The sequence below is a fragment of the Sphingomonas sp. LR55 genome (assembly GCF_036856015.1).
Lineage (GTDB): Bacteria > Pseudomonadota > Alphaproteobacteria > Sphingomonadales > Sphingomonadaceae > Sphingomonas.
This window is the reverse complement of record NZ_JASPFO010000001.1, coordinates 3,032,144-3,048,825: the sequence shown is the minus strand read 5'-3', so window position 1 is coordinate 3,048,825 and position 16,682 is coordinate 3,032,144. Positions and strand designations below refer to the sequence as shown.

10 protein-coding genes, 1 tRNA gene and 1 pseudogene are annotated in these 16,682 nt (G+C 61.8%); 3 read left to right on the top strand and 9 right to left on the bottom strand.

Features of this window, described 5'->3' with window-relative positions; translation table 11 throughout:
• Window positions 1-5: 5 nt before the first annotated feature.
• Window positions 6-1,220: a UbiH/UbiF/VisC/COQ6 family ubiquinone biosynthesis hydroxylase gene (locus QP181_RS14610; protein ID WP_333929005.1), complete on the top strand. Its 1,215-nt coding sequence runs from the start codon at window positions 6-8 to the stop codon at window positions 1,218-1,220.
• Here QP181_RS14610 and QP181_RS14605 read toward each other — a convergent pair.
• The 9 genes and pseudogenes from QP181_RS14605 to QP181_RS14565 form a co-directional block, all read right to left on the bottom strand.
• Entirely contained in the window at window positions 1,210-1,824 is a 615-nt protein-coding gene (locus QP181_RS14605; RefSeq protein ID WP_333929004.1) for a DUF2238 domain-containing protein, read from the bottom strand. The two genes, QP181_RS14610 and QP181_RS14605, sit on opposite strands and share 11 nt — an antisense overlap.
• The gene (locus tag QP181_RS14600; RefSeq protein WP_333929003.1) at window positions 1,824-2,012 is read right to left on the bottom strand and encodes a Trm112 family protein; all 189 of its coding nucleotides are present in this window, start codon (window positions 2,010-2,012) and stop codon (window positions 1,824-1,826) included. Before QP181_RS14600 ends, QP181_RS14605 begins: the two co-directional genes overlap by 1 nt.
• Complete coding sequence (locus tag QP181_RS14595) at window positions 2,009-2,647, bottom strand: LON peptidase substrate-binding domain-containing protein (RefSeq protein ID WP_333929002.1); 639 nt, start codon at window positions 2,645-2,647, stop codon at window positions 2,009-2,011. Before QP181_RS14595 ends, QP181_RS14600 begins: the two co-directional genes overlap by 4 nt.
• Window positions 2,644-3,540: a tetratricopeptide repeat protein gene (locus QP181_RS14590; protein WP_333929646.1), complete on the bottom strand. Its 897-nt coding sequence runs from the start codon at window positions 3,538-3,540 to the stop codon at window positions 2,644-2,646. Before QP181_RS14590 ends, QP181_RS14595 begins: the two co-directional genes overlap by 4 nt.
• Before the next feature lie 284 nt (window positions 3,541-3,824).
• On the bottom strand, window positions 3,825-4,418 hold the full coding sequence (locus QP181_RS14585; RefSeq protein WP_333929001.1) for a hypothetical protein: 594 nt from the start codon (window positions 4,416-4,418) through the stop codon (window positions 3,825-3,827).
• Window positions 4,370-4,846, bottom strand: a complete 477-nt coding sequence (locus tag QP181_RS14580) for a helix-hairpin-helix domain-containing protein (RefSeq protein WP_333929000.1) — start codon at window positions 4,844-4,846, stop codon at window positions 4,370-4,372. The genes QP181_RS14585 and QP181_RS14580 overlap by 49 nt, the downstream gene beginning before the upstream one ends.
• Window positions 4,735-7,545 (bottom strand): error-prone DNA polymerase, encoded by a 2,811-nt coding sequence (locus QP181_RS14575; RefSeq protein ID WP_333928999.1) that lies wholly within the window; start codon window positions 7,543-7,545, stop codon window positions 4,735-4,737. The genes QP181_RS14580 and QP181_RS14575 overlap by 112 nt, the downstream gene beginning before the upstream one ends.
• A gap of 13 nt (window positions 7,546-7,558) precedes the next feature.
• Window positions 7,559-9,024, bottom strand: a pseudogene (locus QP181_RS14570) (Y-family DNA polymerase).
• Window positions 8,993-9,775, bottom strand: a complete 783-nt coding sequence (locus tag QP181_RS14565; RefSeq protein WP_333928998.1) for an ImuA family protein — start codon at window positions 9,773-9,775, stop codon at window positions 8,993-8,995. The pseudogene QP181_RS14570 and the gene QP181_RS14565 overlap by 32 nt, the downstream one beginning before the upstream one ends.
• A gap of 196 nt (window positions 9,776-9,971) precedes the next feature.
• Between QP181_RS14565 and QP181_RS14560 the strand changes: the two genes are divergently transcribed.
• Window positions 9,972-10,046 (top strand) — tRNA-Gly (locus QP181_RS14560).
• A gap of 757 nt (window positions 10,047-10,803) precedes the next feature.
• Complete coding sequence (locus QP181_RS14555) at window positions 10,804-16,620, top strand: ATP-binding protein (protein WP_333928997.1); 5,817 nt, start codon at window positions 10,804-10,806, stop codon at window positions 16,618-16,620.
• Window positions 16,621-16,682 lie beyond the last annotated feature (62 nt).

Below are 16,682 nucleotides of genomic sequence, written 5' to 3'. Positions count from 1 at the left end.
ACGCCATGGACACAGATGTACTTATCCTCGGTGGCGGGCTGGTCGGCGCGACGCTCGCCGTGGCGCTCGGCGTGCACGGCATTTCGACGATCGTGATCGACCCGGCCGACCCCGCGGTGACGCTGGCGCCGGGCTTCGACGGCCGCGCCTCCGCGGTGGCGAGCGCAAGCCACCGGATGCTCGACGCGATCGGCATCGGCGCGACGCTGGCGGGGCAGGGCTGTGCGATCCGCCAGATCCGCGTCAGCGACGGGCTGGAGCCGGGCGCGCTCGATTTCGTGCCCGACGCCGACGATGGCGCGCTCGGGACGATGTACGAGAACAAGCTGCTCCGCCGCACGCTGTTCGACGCCGCGACCGCCGCGCCGCATGTCGATCTGCGCATGCAAACCCGCTCGACGTCGGTCGATCGCGCCGAATCGGGCGTCACCGTCATGCTGGACTCGGGTGACACGATCCGCGCACCTCTGATGATCGCCGCGGAGGGCCGCAATTCGCCAACGCGTGAGGCCGCCGGGATCACCATCGCGCGCTGGTCCTACGAGCACACCGCGATCATCGGCGCGTTCCACCACGAACTGCCGCACGGCGACGTGGCGTACGAAATCTTCTATTCGAGCGGCCCATTCGCGCTGCTCCCACTCCCCGACGATGCCGACGGCCACCGCTCCGCGATCGTCTGGACGGTCGATGCGAAGAACGCCCCTGGCATGCTGAAGCTTGGCAACCGCGCATTCCTCGCCGAAGCGGAAAAGAGCATGGGCGGCTTCCTCGGCGCGCTGTCGATGGCGACGCCGCGGTCGAGCTATCCGCTCGGCTTCCACCACGCCGCGCGCATCACCGACACGCGGCTTGCGCTGGTCGGCGACGCCGGCCACGGTATCCACCCGATCGCCGGGCAGGGCCTCAACCTAGGCTTCCGCGACGTGGCAACGCTCGTCGAAGTCCTCGTGGAGGGCAAGCGCCTCGGCCTCGACCTCGGCGACGCCGCGCTACTCGCACGCTACCAGCGCTGGCGCGGGCTCGACACGTTCATGACCGCGGCCGCCACCGACACGCTCACCCGCCTGTTCGGCCTCCCCGGCAAGACCGCCAGCGCCGTCCGCCGTTTCGGCATCAGCGCGGTCAACGCCATCCCGCCGCTCAAGGATCGCTTCATGGCCGAGGCACGCGGCGAAAGCGGCGATCTGCCGAAACTGCTGCAAGGGCTTACCGTGTGAGGCGCGCGATCTGCCGATCGTGAACGCGGGACAGTAGGGTCAACGCGAGACCTGCGCCGATCAGGCACATCAGCATGTCCCATTGCGTATCCCAGGGATCGCCCTGCGTCCCGAGGAACGCATCGGCGCCCTGACCGAGCGCAACGGCCGCCCCGAACTCGATCAGTTCGTATAGCGCGCTGACGGATAGGCAGTAGGCGAGCACTTTGATGGTGAGCAGGCGGCGCGACGCGATGCTGCCGGTTCGCACGAGCACTTCGCGTAAGGCGATGGCGGGGACGAATCCCTGCATCAGATGCCCGAAACGATCATAGGGATTGCGCGTGAGATGCAGCATGTCCTGCACCGTGAAACCGATCGGTACGCGGGCGTAGGTATAGGCACCGCCCAGCATCAGGACGAGGCCGTGCAGCGCGATCAGCAGCAGTGCCAGATCGGTGAAGATAAAACGGCGGCGCAGTGCGATCAGTATCGGAAACGTGATCAGGACTGGTGCGATCTCCATCCACCACGTCGCGCGGTCGAACGGCGCCCAGCCCGACCCGACAAGCCCAAGTCCCCAAACCGCGCCGAGACTCCAGAGGCGGCGGTCGGTCGATGGCATTAATCCGCTACGTGTCCGCCAAGTTGCCGCGCTTCCTCGACAAGCATCACAGGGACGCCGTCTTTGATCGGATAGGCCAAGCCCGCGGTGTCCGAAATCAACTCCTGCGCCGCTTCGTCATAGCGCAGCGGCGTCCGCGTCATCGGGCAGACCAGGCGTTCGAGCAGCCAAGGATCGAGCGTGCTCACTGCAACGTCACCGATTCGTCGCCGTCGTGCCGGCCGAAAAACTGCATCAGCTGGATGATCAATTCCGCGCGTTGCTCGATATTCGGCGCTTCCAGCAACGCCTGTTTCGCGGCCGCGTCGAACGGCGCGATCTGGGCGATGCCGTTGACCAAGCTCTCGTCGTCTAGCCGTCCGACTGCATCCCAATCGACCGCATAGCCCTGCATGTCGGCGAACCGGCGCGACTCCATTTCCAGCGATGAGCGCCGTCCAAGCGACAGCGCGTCGTCCTCGATCAACGGCAGCAATTCCGCTTCGACCTGTCGGAACGCGGTCGTCACGTCCAACTCGCGGACGATCCGGAACAGCGCGATGCCCTCGAGCACGACGTTGTACCGCCCGTCGTCGAGCGCCTCGACCTCGGCGATCTTGCCCACGCAGCCGATGTCGTACAGCGCATTCGCGTCATCGTTCGGCCCGCCGCGCGGCTGGATCATGCCGATCCGCCGATCACGTGCCATCGCGTCACTGATCATCGCCCGATAGCGCGGCTCGAACATGTGCAGCGGCAGATGCATGCCGGGAAACAGCAGCGACCCCGGCAGCGGGAAGATCGATAGCCGCGTGGTGGCGCGAGGGGGCGACTCGGTGGTCATCCGAACAGGATCGCAGACAGACGCCGCCGCTGTCCAGACACCCACGGGTCTTCGAGCCCGACGACTTCGAACAGCTTCAACAATTGTGTCCGCGCCGCGCCCTCGTTCCAATCGCGCTCGGTGGCAATGATGCCGAGGAACGTGTCCGCGGCGGCATCACGGTCGTTCGCCGCCATCTGGCCATTGGCGAGCGCGAACCGGGCCTGCAGATCGTCGGGGTTCGCCTCGACTGCGGCCAGCAGCGGCGACAGGTCCGCGACCGGCGGGGCCGACTGCGCGAGCGCGAGTGCGGCTTGTGCGCGGGTAATCGCGGGATCCTTAGCGATCGCCGGATCGAGGTTCGCCAGCCAGTCGCTCGCCTCGTCGAGCTGCCCGGTCGCGACCAGCGCGCGGACGAAGCCGGCATGGACCTGCGGATGCTCGGGCGCGATCTCGGCGATCTCGCGGAAAATCCCGAGCGCACGCTCACCGTCACCTGCGGCGAGCGCCTCTTCGCCCATCGCGATCAAGGGCTCGACATCGGGTGTGGCATCCGCCGGCTCGGCCTCGATCGGCAGCTGCTTGAGCAACTGGTCGAGGATCACGCGCAACTGCGATTCGGTGCGCGCGCTGGTCATGTCGGCGACCAACTGGCCCTGGAACATCGCATAGACGGTTGGGATCGACTTGATCTGGAATTGCGCGGCGATGAACTGGTTCTTGTCGGTATCGACCTTCGCCAGCACGACGCCCTTGTCGGCATAATCCGCCGCGACCTTCTCCAGCGTCGGCGTCAGCGCCTTGCACGGCCCGCACCATTCCGCCCAGAAATCGATGATCACGAGCTTCGTCATCGACGGTTCGACGACATCGCGACGGAACGCCTCGACGGCGTCCTTCTCCGCGGGGGACATTCCAAGCGTGGCCAAGTTCAACTCCCGTGTGGTTCTAGCGCGCTATTTGGGGGGCGGCGGCGGCGAATGCCACCTCTGGAGCCAACCTGTAGAGCATCGCGGTCGAAATTCCACGCGCCGCCGCCGCCGTTGAAACGGTCCGTCGATCCTTGGTCGGTTACCGTCGGTACATCCCCATCGGTCCGTCCCCCTCAAACCCGTCGCCCTCAAACTCGTCACCTCAAACTCGTCACCTCAAACTCGTCACCCAAACCCGTCACCCCAAACCCGTCACCCCAAACCCGTCACCCCAAACCCGTCACCCCAAACCCGTCACCCCAGCGAAAGCTGGGGTATCCCCGTGAGGCGCTGGTCGCGTGCCACGTGAAATACCCCAGCTTTCGCTGGGGTGACGGGCGTAGGATTCGAGACGGGCGTAAGGTTCGAGACGGGCGTAAGATTCTAAAGGAGATCGGCATCCGTGACTTGACCGGCAGCCGTGACCGGATTGGAATCAATGAAAGTCGCGCGACTTCGGCAGGACTCGTACGTCGCGGGGATGCGTCGCGCGGGTGGTGTGCGCGGGCATCCGGGCTGCGCGTGAGGACCGGGCGGATCACCTCGTCGACACGTGCGAGCGGCGGTTCCAGCGCGTGATCCTCCGACAGCAGCCGCAGCATCTCGGTGCGATCCTGCACCCGTGCGGTCATAAGGTGCGTGACGCCTTCCTCGCTGCGCTGGATCACGCCCTCCAGCACCATCAGCCGCGACGCCATCACCGCGCGGCGGTTCGCCTCGAAATCGCGTGCCCACATCAGTCCGTTGGTGACGCCGGTCTCGTCCTCGATCGTCACGAAGATCGCATTGCCTTTGCCCGGCCGCTGACGGACCAGCACCACCCCGCGACCTTCGCACGCCGCCCGTCCTTGGTAGCGTTGGCCTGCGCACTCGACAGGATACCTTCGGCCGCGAACCGTTCGCGGAGAAAGCTCATCGGATGCGCTTTCAGCGACAACCGCGTCGTCTGGTAATCCGCTGCCACCTGTTCGGAGAGCGGCATCGCCGGCAGATGCGCATCGGGTTCCTGGCCGAGTTCAGGCACGTCCGCGGCAGCGAACAGCGCAAGCTGCTTTGGCGGTGTCCTGCGGACGTCCCACAACGCCTCGCGGCGCTCCTTGGCGATCGATCGGAACGCGTCGGCGTCGGCGAGCAGGTTCATCGCGCGCTGTGGCAGGTTCGCCCGCCGCGCGAGGTCCTCGATGCTGGCGAACGGCGTGGTCCGGACGCGGACGATCTCGTCGGCCCAGTCCTGTCGAAACCCATCCACCTGCCGAAAGCCGAGACGCAAATCCTCCCCGGCACGGGGAGGGGGACCATCCGCAGGATGGTGGAGGGCGCGCGCCGCAAACGTACCGCCTGGAAGGGGGAAGCTAAAACCGGGCCGTCCGTAACGAGCCCAGCCGCAAACGGTCCGTCCGCTGAAGCCCCCCTCCACCCCGCTTCGCGCGGTTCCCCTCCCCGTGCCGGGGAGGATTCAAGCGAATTATCCCAACCACTCGCATTCACATCGACCGGCAGCACGGTCACCCCATGCTCGACCGCATCGCGCACCAACTGCGCCGGCGCATAAAACCCCATCGGCTGCGAATTGAGCAACGCGCAGCAGAACACCGCCGGGTGAAAGCATTTGATCCACGACGACACGTACACCAGTCGCGCGAACGACAGCGCATGGCTCTCGGGAAAGCCGTACGACCCAAACCCCTCGATCTGCTTGAAACACCGCTCAGCGAACTCGCGCTCATACCCCCGGCCGACCATCCCGCCGATCAGCTTGGCCTGGAAATTATCCATGCCGCCTACCTTGCGGAACGTCGCCATCGCTTTCCGCAACTGGTTCGCCTCGTTCGGCGTGAACCCGGCCGCGACGATCGCCAGTTTCATCGCCTGTTCCTGAAACAGCGGCACGCCGTAGGTGAAGCGGAGCAGTTGCTTGAGTTCGTCGGGCGGCCCGAACTTCGGATCGGGCGAAGGATATTCGGCCACCTCCTTGCCGCTGCGCCGCCGGAGATATGGGTGCACCATGTCGCCTTCGATCGGCCCCGGCCGGACGATCGCGACCTGCACGACCAGATCGTACAGCACGCGCGGGCGCAACCGCGGCAGCATGTTGATCTGCGCGCGGCTCTCGACCTGAAACACGCCGATGCTGTCGCCCTTGCACAGCATGTTATAGACCCGGTCGTCCTCAGCGACTGCGATCGTATCGAGCTTGTGATCGCCGTGGTCATGCTCGCGCATCAGGTCGAACGCCTTTCGGATGCACGTCAGCATCCCGAGCGCGAGGATATCGACCTTCATCAGCCCGAGCGCGTCAATATCGTCCTTGTCCCATTCGATGAAGGTGCGGTCCTCCATCGCGCCGTTATGGATCGGCACCATCTCATCGAGCCGCCCTTGGGTGAGAACGAACCCGCCGACATGTTGCGACAGGTGGCGCGGGAATTCGAGCAGCCGGTCGACCATTTCGCGCAGCCGCGCGATCTCCGGATTGTCGATGTCGAAGCCGGTTTCGGCAAACCGCTGTTCCTGGAAGCGGTTCGAGAAACTGCCCCACACCGTGCTCGTCAGCCGCTGCGTCACGTCCTCGGTCAGTCCCAGCGCCTTGCCGACCTCGCGTACTGTGCTCTTCGGCCGATAATGGATGACGGTCGCGGCGATCGCGGCGCGGTCGCGACCATAGCGGCGATAGATATACTGCATCACCTCCTCGCGCCGCTCATGTTCGAAATCGACGTCAATATCCGGCGGCTCGTCGCGCTCGCTCGACACGAACCGCGAGAACAGCAGGTCGTATTTCATCGGATCGACCGAGGTGACGCCGAGCAGGAAGCAGACGACCGAGTTGGCGGCCGAGCCGCGTCCCTGGCACAGGATCGGGGGATCCTGCGCGCGCGCAAACCGGACGATGTCGTGCACGGTCAGGAAGAAATAGGCGTATTTTCGCTCGCGAATCAGAGCGAATTCTTCGTGGAGCAGCGCCCGCATCTTCTCCGGCACGCGGTAATCGTAGCGTTCCAGCGCGAGCTGCCAGACATGATGTTCGAGCCAATCCTGTGCCTCCCAGCCGGCCGGAATCGGTTCGTGCGGATATTCGTATTTGAGATCGTCGAGCGTGAAGGCGATCCGCGACAACAGGCGTGCGCTCTGCGCCACCGCATCGGGGCGATCGCGGAACAGCCGGGCGATCTCGGTCTCGGGTTTCAAATGCCGTTCGCCGTTCGCGGCGAGCAACCGCCCGGCCTTGTGAATCGTCGTGCGCTCGCGGATGCAGGTGACGACGTCGTGCAGATCGCGGTCGTCGGGATAGGCATAGAGCGCGTCGGTCGTCGCGAGCACGGGAACGCCTGCCGCATCGGCAATCCGACTAAGCCGCGCCAGTCGCCGCCGATCGCGACCGCCGCGCGGCATCGTCACGCCGAGCCAGACCGCATCCGCGCCCAGTCGCCTGACCGCGCTAAGGACCGTCGCCAGATCGCGCTCTCTCCGTTCGGGCAGGGCATCGCCGTCCGGCAGCGGCGACACGGGGGTCGCGCCCCGCGCGCTGCTCTTAGGCATCACCACCAGCATCATGTCGGCATGATGCGCGATCAGGTCGCCGAGCCCGAGGATGCAGCCACCCTTTTCGGCACGCCGGTTACCGACCGTCAGCAGCCGCGTCAGCCGCCCCCAGCCGCGTCGGGTCGAAGGGTAGGCGACGATGTCCGGCGTACCGTCTTCGAAGACCAGCCGCGCACCCACCACCAGGCGGAAATCGATCGGCGGCATTGCCATGCCGAGCAGGCCGTCGCGTGCCTTCTTCAACGCCTGATGCGCGCGAACCACGCCGGCAACCGTGTTGGAATCGGCGATCCCGATCCCGCTTAGTCCCAATTCCACCGCGCGCCCGACCATCACGCCGGCATCGCTCGCCCCATCGAGAAACGAGAAATTGGTCGCGGCGACGAGTTCGGCGAACCCGGTCATGGCGCCGCGCCGCTCACGCGAAGACGCCGTGGAGGTACCAGCGCGGCGTCTCCATCTCGGAATACAGGCCGTGGCGGAAGATCCAGAAGCGGCGGCCGCGGCGGTCCTCGATACGGTAGTAATCGCGCGTCGGGATGTCCTGGCGGCGCCACCATTCGCCGGCGATCCGCTCCGGCCCTTCGCTATGTGCCACGTCGTGGACGGTGCGCCGCCAGCGAAAGCGGTGCGGCGGGCCGTCGGGGACCTCGGCCATCATCGACTCGATCGGCTGCGGCGGGTCGAACAGATAGATCGGGCGGAGCGGCGGTTCGCCGGTTTCGGGCGCGATCCACGGTGTCGGGGCAGGGGCCTCGGCGGCAGGCAGCATCAGCTCGGCCTGTTCGGGAATATGACTGTCGCGCGCCGAGAACCGGCGGACGCGCGCCCGGCCCAGCCGCGTGCCGAGCTGGTCGACGAGTTGCGCGACCTCTCCCTTTTGCGCCTCGCCGCCTTCGAGCTTCAACTGCGAGGCGTCGAGTTTCTCGGCCAGCGCGACATCGAGCCGGACCAAATCATAGCCGAATCCGGGATCGAGCGGATCGGCGAGGCTGTCGATCCGCTCGCGGAACAGCCGCATCAGCAGCGCGACGTCGCGTGTCGGCTGGCCAGTCTCGATCCGCAACCGTTGGACCAGACCGTCGGCGCGAAACAGGCGCGCCTCCCAGCGGCGACCGCCTTCGTGGCGCTCGGCGAGTTGACCCGCCGCTTCGCCCGCCAGGTCTGCCAGCATCTCCAGCGCATATTCGGTCCGCGCGATCGGTTCGGCGAAACGCCGTTCGACACCGATTTTCGGCACGGTGCGGCGCGCGACGATCGGCCCCTTCACCGACCCGTCGAGCCGGCGAATCATCATCGCCGCCTCCTCGCCGAACCGCGCCGCGATCGTCGCCAGCGGCCGCGCCATCACATCGCCGACCGTCTTCAGCCCAGCGCGCGACAAGGCGGTGGTCGCATCCTCGTCGAGCCCCAGTGCAGCCACTGGCAACCGCTTCACCGCGCGCTTTTCATCGGGGGCAGGTGCCCCCGCATACCGGGCCAGCGCGCGCGGTGTCGGGCGTGTCGCCGAACGCATGGCGCACCAGCAGCCCCCGCCGCGCGAGGCGCTCCTCGAGATCGGCGGCGAGGCGACGCTCGCCCTCGAACTCGTGCACGCACCCGGCGATGTCGAGGATCAGCCCATCGGGTTCGTCGAGCGCGACCGACGGCGTATAGCGCTGGCACCCGTCGGCGAGTCGCTCGAGCCATTCGTGATCAGCATGCGCGTCATGATCGTACACCTCCAGCTCAGGGACGCGCGCGGGCATCTGCTAACGTCAGCCCCGGAACGAGTCCTGCCCTCATAGCTTCTCGGTCGAGCGCCTTCAGCCTGACGCTGCCCGACACCGTCTCGACGAACGCGATCGGCGTCTCAGCCCGTCCGACGAACAGATGCGGCCGCATCGTCCGCAGCCGCTCGATCGGCAGCCACGGGAATACCAGCGCCAGGTATCGTCTTGGAATCACCAAAGGCGAAGGCGGTATTGTCGAAGATATACGCGTCACGGTCCCACTCCACACGCCAGCGAAGCCCGGCTTGGCCTCCGCGTCGACGCAGCAATTCGATGTCGAAGGTAGGTTTGCCCGGTGCGTCGGCCTCCAGCGGTCGCGATCGACACGCCGCAACCTGCCAGCGTGACGCCGCCGCGCTCGGCACCGGGTCTGCACCGATGCGCAGGCTGAGGATCGTCACGCCCGAGGCTTCGGCGGCCAGCATCAGCCGCCGCGTCGCGGTCAGGTCGATCTTCGGTGCACGTCCCCAGGACTCGATCAGCAGCGTACCAAGCCCGTGGCACCGCGCGGCGTCGGCGGCGGCGCGCAGTAAATCCGTTTCGTTCTCGACCAGCCCAAGCACCAGCGACGACACGTCGAGACCCATCTCGACCAGCCCGGTCGCATGTAGCCGCCCGCCCTGGCGTTCGCTCGCCTCGGTCCGCAACCACATCACCGGCGCCGCCCGAGCCGCCAGAACTGACGCAATCGCGAACCCCGCGCCGCTGGCCGAGTCGTCCACGGTGGCGAAAATCTCATGCAACTGCGCCTTCGCCAAACCGCCCGTCAGCCACGCATCGTCTGCACGATCATCCCCCTGAGCCGGTATACCGGTCGTGGCGATCCGCTTCAGGCGGGCAATCAAGGCGGACGACTCGTTCACAATTGTTCTTGTAATGTTCTACAGGGGAGTCGCCAAGCGGAATCTCGCATCGACTGATCGGTTGGTGCGGCGCACAATAAATTTGGCGAATTTCGCTATAATATCGAAAAGGCGCTTGCCGATCTCGAAACCTCGGGCTAACAGCGCGCCTCACCCAGTCACCGTGTCGCTTCAGACCGGAGACATAGGCGCCAGAGCGGGCGTAGCTCAGGGGTAGAGCACAACCTTGCCAAGGTTGGGGTCGAGGGTTCGAATCCCTTCGCCCGCTCCAGTTTTCTACAGTGAATACACACTTAGAGGCTGGCCGCCGGGGCCGAGGGTATCCTCATATAGCTTTTGGTAATCGAGGGTTATTGGCTTGCAAGCCCGAACCTAGCGCATTGCCGCTTGGGTAACGACATCGTGAGCGTTGCACAGCCTCGCCAGTCTCGAGTTCGGTAACGCATGCCAGGGGAGGCATGACTCTGGGCTGCTGAACGTCGAAAACTATCAGCTTCTCCCGCCGATAGTGTCAGGGCCTCTTGATCGAGCCGCTGAAAAAGCTCGTCGGACGTCATGATTACAGAGCGTTGCGAGACCACCCGTTTCAATGAACCCCACGCCGGACTCATTTCTCGCTGCCGCGCATCAGCCTTGAGTTCAGGCTTTGCCCGGCAAGGATGTTGGACGTCTCGACCGATAAGGGAAAATGGTGCCCGGAGACGGGGTCGAACCGCCGACACTGCGATTTTCAGTAGCTTAGTCGTGCCTTTATCTTATTGTAAAATAATGATTATTTCTAGTCCGTGCTAGGAAAGTGCTAGCTTTAGGCGGTGGGGCAGGGGGCGATACCGGTCAAAAGTCAGGGAGAATGGAGCATCTCGTCCCAGATCCTTCCCTCACATTTGCGTCCATAATGAACGCAGTCACGTGTGCACGGCAAACACAGGGTTGATTACAAAGCGATCGTGCCCGCATATCCGGACAATTACCGGATAATTTGGGCGTTAGCAGTGGCCCATACGGTTCGTTGGGGTGGATGAGAAACGATGGCCGTTGAAATGGACGCTGAGAATGCAAGCGAGTTCTGGCCGCTTCTCGATGGCAGCTTGCCCCCTAGCTTGTTCGCCGACGAACATCTTCGCAGCGTATTATTTGAGTACCTGCCACTATATTATCAGTGTAGCGCAGCGACGATCCGCCAAGGCGTTAAGGCGCATCTTAAGAGGACCGCTCCCGGTAGTCCCAAGCCGTTGGGTGCCGACCAGTTGGTGCGGGACCGTAATATGGCGTCACTGTTCGGCAATTTGCCCGCAGCGAGAGACCGCGCAGGCGAAATCGGGTTCGTAGCCGAGGAGGGTTATAATAAGCGCGGGCGGAACGGTACGAGGGGGCGTCTGCTACCTCCGGTTTTTTCGTTCGCAGAATTGATTTGGACGGGCTACCGCAAGGCTCCAGACATGTCCCTATTGTATGACTGGTTAGTAGAGGCCGGTGAGGAGCGGCCGAATTTAGCGGGTAGAACTTTTTTAACAGCTAAATCGCTTACGTCTGCGATCGCCGCGGAAAAATGTCCCGTCACGCTCGATAACATTTGGCTCTCACGTAGCATTGTACTGTTCGCGTCACTGTTGCCGGCCGACGAATGCCTCCAGTTGCTATATACCGCCGCCAATCTCGGGTGCCGCCCGGTAAGCGAAGCTTATTTCAATGAGGATCTTGCAACGGCAGTTCCGACTTCAGTCTCAACTCAAGGCGCGAGCGAGGCAAGGTCTGTCGTCGCCTCCCTACCTCGTCGGCCCAAGCTGGCCGCGCCTGAGCTGGTTTCGCCGGGAAAGTACGACATTTCGCCGGAGACGCTACAATGGCTTGAAGCGCTGGACGCTGTCACTCATGACATGCGCAATGCGCGCCTCGCCGCCGAGCAGGCCTTATGCCAGGATGCAACGGTCGCCCTTGATGGCCCCGCCGAATCTTGGCAGGCGATCGTCGAAGCAGTCGATCTGTCACGACGCAGCACCGCTGCTTTAATTGATACTGTGAAGCTCGGTAGTGCCCGTCAAGCTTCCATGTACGATGAACTAGACGAATTGCTTGGAACATCTTTCAAGGATGCATTCGTAGCAGCGTCCATCGATCATGAACGACTTGTTGCGGAACTGACTTCGCTCGACACGATCACAAACGCACTTCACCAAGTTCGGCCAAGTATCGACCTTCTCTCCAGCTGGCGTATGACTATTGGTAGTGAAACCTTAGCCGTAGCCGGTAAGCGTTTGGTGCGTGCCGCCGAAAAGGAGGTGGCTCGTCGTAACACGGAAAATGAATTCCGCGAGGACGTGTTGGCTTACGTTACTCAACAGCCAACCGAGGAAGTTACAGCTTTCCTCGGTGAACTCAATTCTATGGCATTGGCCGCGGTTCTTCCGGTGTTTCTTGATGCGCCGTGGATTGTCGGTGGGGCAATTATATTTCGATTGCTGATTGATCAAGGCAGTGACGAGCTGGATAGCCCTTTATCGTATGTGTCGACAGCACCGAAACTAGTTCGTCGGGCAATGTTGCAATTCGTAGATCCAGCTTCGTCGTCTTGCGACGCATATCCCAGTTTCCGCCGAATTGTCGCACTTGAGCGGTTCCGAGACATCCTAATGTTTGGTCCGCTAGCCCAAATTGGCGATCCTTCGTCGGGGTTAAGTGATGCCAATCTGGTAGGGCGATCGATCCACGAACTGATCGAATGTATTAGCAGCAATCTCGACATACTTGACACCGGCGTTGATATTATTCGGATGCTGCGTAGACCTGCTGAGCAGGCAGAAGCAGCAAAGTCACTAATTAGCTACATTTTGGCTCCAGCTACAATGAGCGGAACATTTCGGCGTCTGCGTGAACAGGCGCGCGAGCTTCTCCTTCTTCCTCTATTGGATGCGACAGAAATCAACACCGTTCGTGCGGCGGCACTAGCAGGAGAATTGAACTCAGGCCGTGCCATCGACTCGGTATTAGGAGCGTTTCAAAGCGAACGACCCGACGATCGAATCGAGAGCCGGCATCGTGAGCAGCTAACACGCTACCTCGATCAGGCGGGGCAACTTTTGAAAGATTACCTAGCTGAAGCTAGCGATCAACCGGATGCCAGGCAGCGATCTTATCGCCAAGAACTGTCTATCATACAAAAGAGACTACGTGACGATGGAGACGCAGCCACGATTGAATGGCTGGAGTCAGAGGTTCGTTTGATACTAGAAGGTGCGGATCAAGGCTTAGACCATCGAACACTTGTAGGCGACACCACTCCCATAGCTGAGCGGGAGTGGTCCGCGACTGATCGGGACTGGGCGACCTCCTTCATAGATCTACCTGAGTTCCACGGTCCCGTGGCGCCGAAGCCTCTGGAAATAGCGGCAAGCGTCATGCGTTGGAAAGGTAGAGGTGTGGTCCCCTCAACGCGCGACATTGCGGACTATCTCGTCGATCGGCGCGCGTTCAGCGAGGCACTCCGTCTAGCGCGCGAACGTGGGGATACCATTGCTCAGTCTGCCATATCCACCTCAGCTCAACCTGCAGTCGAAGCGATAGAAGCCAGAGCTCGAACAATATTACGCGAAGCCGGCGAGGACGTCTCCGCAATAGATTTCGATCAAGATGCGTTCGAATCCGCGCTGAGCAGGCTCGACGTTGACGCGGCGTCGGATCTGCTCGACTTTTGGCAGCTTGCTATTCTAGAACGTGAGGAGCAGCGCGCCAACAACCTGCGGGATCCTGAAGCGGGCGTGAGACTGCAAAAGACAATTGCTCGCTTGAACGCTGCAGGCGTCGACACCCTCGACGAAACGATGTCCCTTACCGAACTGGAGGCAGCTTGGCAGGATATTCTGTTGGACCGCCGTGCCGAGCGCGCGCATTTGGTAGAGGTTGCTAGCAAGCTTGATCCAGTGTCCTCCATTCTGTCGAGTTTGACCACCCCTCTATCCGTCTTCGTTGGGCGCTGCGATGATCCGCAACTGTGGCTTGAAGCCTCGGTATCGTCCGATTTTACGCTCTTGGTTACTGAGGCTGTTCAAAAGCTTGCAACCTGGATAGAAAACTCTCCAAACTTTCGTGACGAAGAGCAGTCCGCTCTTACCAAACTGTCAATATGGTACCTTGATTTTGTTATTGAGAGATCTCTATCTTTGCATGAACAGTATGTTGCCGAGGTGCTGCAGTCGGCCTTCGATCGGCTGCTAGAAGTTGCGGACACGATTATTCAAGCGCAGAGACCGTCCGACTGTGTATCACTGTTGTTGGAGAGCGGGGAGCTGAGTGCGCCTCCTGTCGAACACCTGCCAGTCACAACTGAATCATCTGAAGCGGCGCAGTTTGACGCGAGCGATATCCCAGACGCGCTCGCCCTTCCAGACCTTGTGTCGGCAGATGTCACAGCTTTGCCTGAGCAGCTTATCGCGGCAATCCAAGCGCAGGATTGGTCTCTGGCGCACGAGGTCTGCCATAGCGTTGCGAAGACAGCAGGAACTACGCAAGCTGCGCGGTTGACGGCCATCGGCCAGGCGATAGATTCACTTAGTGACCATGCCACGATCCCGACTGCTGAAGTGGCGGACATCTTCCCTTCGGCTGCGGCTTGGCTTTCTAATCCGCGCGACGGTGCCGCTGATATAGGGGAGTCGAAGCGGACGGACATTGCCTTCCAACTTCTGTCGGGCGCCGTTGCGGCTGACAGCGAGCAGGAAATGCTGCGGAAGTCCGGCGCGGGCGGCTCTTGGGCGGAGATCCTCGGCCGGGCTTCACCATTTCGCCGGATGCTCACGACAGGGCTGCCATCGCGAACCGGTCGGGTTCTAGAGGCGCTCGTATCAGGGCCTTTGGCGCTTCCCGTGGCCGAACGCCTCTGGGACGCGGCAACGAACCTTAGCGAACCGCAGACGTATCGTATCCCGTTACTGAATCTGCTCAATGACCATGGCGCGCATGAGGTGATTATCAAGCTCGCGCAACGTCACGAAGCCGCCATAGTGCCCCGCCTTTCCCAGCTTTTCGAAATCCGCGCTGTCGCTCTCAACCGACCGGACCTGCTGCCTGTTTCACAATCACTAGCAGAGCACCTTGCAGGGCAAGCGAAGGGCGCGCCGTTCAGAATGTTCATCAAGAACCTTCCGAGTGCATCTCAAACCAGCCAACCTACTCTCAGAGTTAGCTTCGACGGGTCGATCCAGCTTCGTCCGCCGGCCGACAAGACGGGTGGCCTCGACCTACCGATAGTCGTGACTCCCGAAGGCTTGGTTCCTGCTAAACTCTTTGCGAGGCTTTTCGCGGAAGATGATGTCATTTTTGCTGATGAGAGTCGTTACAAAGAGCTGTCGAGTAATCCTATCTACTTCGCGACGGACTATGCTGTTAATTTGCGTTTTGGACCGAGCTGGTTTGGACCGGAAGCTGAGCGTCGTGACAGCATTCGTATAAGGATTGAGGCGAAGACGGTAACCGACGATCTGATCGTAGAAGATGCTGTCTGCACCGTGCGACCGGTAGATCGAGGACGTGCGTCGAGCCGGGTCCTGAACATCGACACGTTGATGGACCTCTATCCGGGGGTGGCAAACACACCGGTAGTGGACGACGCTTTCATCGGTCGGTTCGACGAAATAGAAAATCTTCATCAGTTTCTTGTGTCCGCAAAGAATCCTAGCCCAGTCCTCCTCAGTGGAATGAGGCGCGTTGGCAAAACTTCACTTCTTTATGCTTTCCATAAGCGTTGCAGCCAAGTCACTGGATCTGGCGCAATCAGCATTTATCAGACGCTTGCTGAACGTAAGGTTGAATTGTCTTCGTCGGAGCACACGGTTGCCGGCGTCTTCTTCAAGACGATCCAGCACGGCCTGGTTCGCCCCAATCTTCCCGCTGATGATCGGAACCACGCACTTTGCGCGCGCATCCGGCAACATTTCAACAACGATTGGAAGGAAGTGCGCCGTGCGATCCAGGACTGCTACGATGAGGACAGTCTTTCGAGCTCGCTGATTATGCTAGTCGAGCGGCTGCGCGAATGGACCGGGTCGCAGGCGCGCTTTGTCTTTCTTCTTGACGAGGCGGAAGCTCTGGTCGCCCCCTACCAGATGGGCGGCCGCAAAAGGATAGAGCTCGAACAGCTGCTCCAGAGCCTTCGTGAAGTTTCGCAGACAAGCACATCTATCGGCATCCTACTTTCTGGTAGCAATCACATGAACGTGTTTGCTCGTGAATACAAAAATGCGTTCTTTGGAAGCAGCCAGTCCATAGAGCTCGAAGGTTTCGCCGAAGTCGAGACAGCTTCGCAAATAGTCGCTCCAAAAGGAATTGAAAGCTTCGTGCAGTTCGACTCGGCAGCGATCGAATATGCTTGGAGCTTGTGCGCTGGCATGCCTCAGTTCCTCTGGCAGATCGGGGCAACCACTGCCCTGCAGGTTAAATCTGGTCCCGCTAGCCGAAGCGACATTCGCGCCGCTGTCGCGACCTTAGTGGGCGCAGACAAGTCGAAGCTGCCTTTCAAAGCTTATGAGATGCTTGAGCCGATCGACAGCATGCTGTCACTCGAGACCGCGCGGGAACGTGATCTGCTCTGGATGCTGCTCTATCGTGTTGCTCAGGCGAGTTCGTTGGCGCTTCAAGATGCAGCCATTCCTTTTGTAATTGATCAGGCACTGGTGGCGGTGGACGATCGTCTCGCATGGCGAAAACGCTTGGGAACATTGGTCGACTTGAAGGTCTTGCGTATGGATACATCGTCAAGCGTCCGTTTCCGGGTGCCCTTCTTCGCCGAGGGCTTTCGGGCACCTAAAAACTGGCAGGAGTTCAATATCCGCCAGCAGCAGGTCGCAATATGAGACGGGATTGTGACTGGTTCGCAATGCGAGCCGAGACAATTTGGAGAGCAAAACCGGGCCGC

Excerpts from the sequence above, each read along its gene's own strand:
- QP181_RS14610 (WP_333929005.1), top strand. The coding sequence starts at position 6 with ATGGACACAGATGTACTTATCCTCGGTGGCGGGCTGGTCGGCGCGACG.
- QP181_RS14605 (WP_333929004.1), bottom strand. The coding sequence starts at position 1,824 with ATGCCATCGACCGACCGCCGCCTCTGGAGTCTCGGCGCGGTTTGGGGA.
- QP181_RS14595 (WP_333929002.1), bottom strand. The coding sequence starts at position 2,647 with ATGACCACCGAGTCGCCCCCTCGCGCCACCACGCGGCTATCGATCTTC.
- QP181_RS14590 (WP_333929646.1), bottom strand. The coding sequence starts at position 3,540 with ATGTCCCCCGCGGAGAAGGACGCCGTCGAGGCGTTCCGTCGCGATGTC.
- QP181_RS14575 (WP_333928999.1), bottom strand. The coding sequence starts at position 7,545 with ATGACCGGGTTCGCCGAACTCGTCGCCGCGACCAATTTCTCGTTTCTC.
- QP181_RS14555 (WP_333928997.1), top strand. The coding sequence starts at position 10,804 with ATGGCCGTTGAAATGGACGCTGAGAATGCAAGCGAGTTCTGGCCGCTT.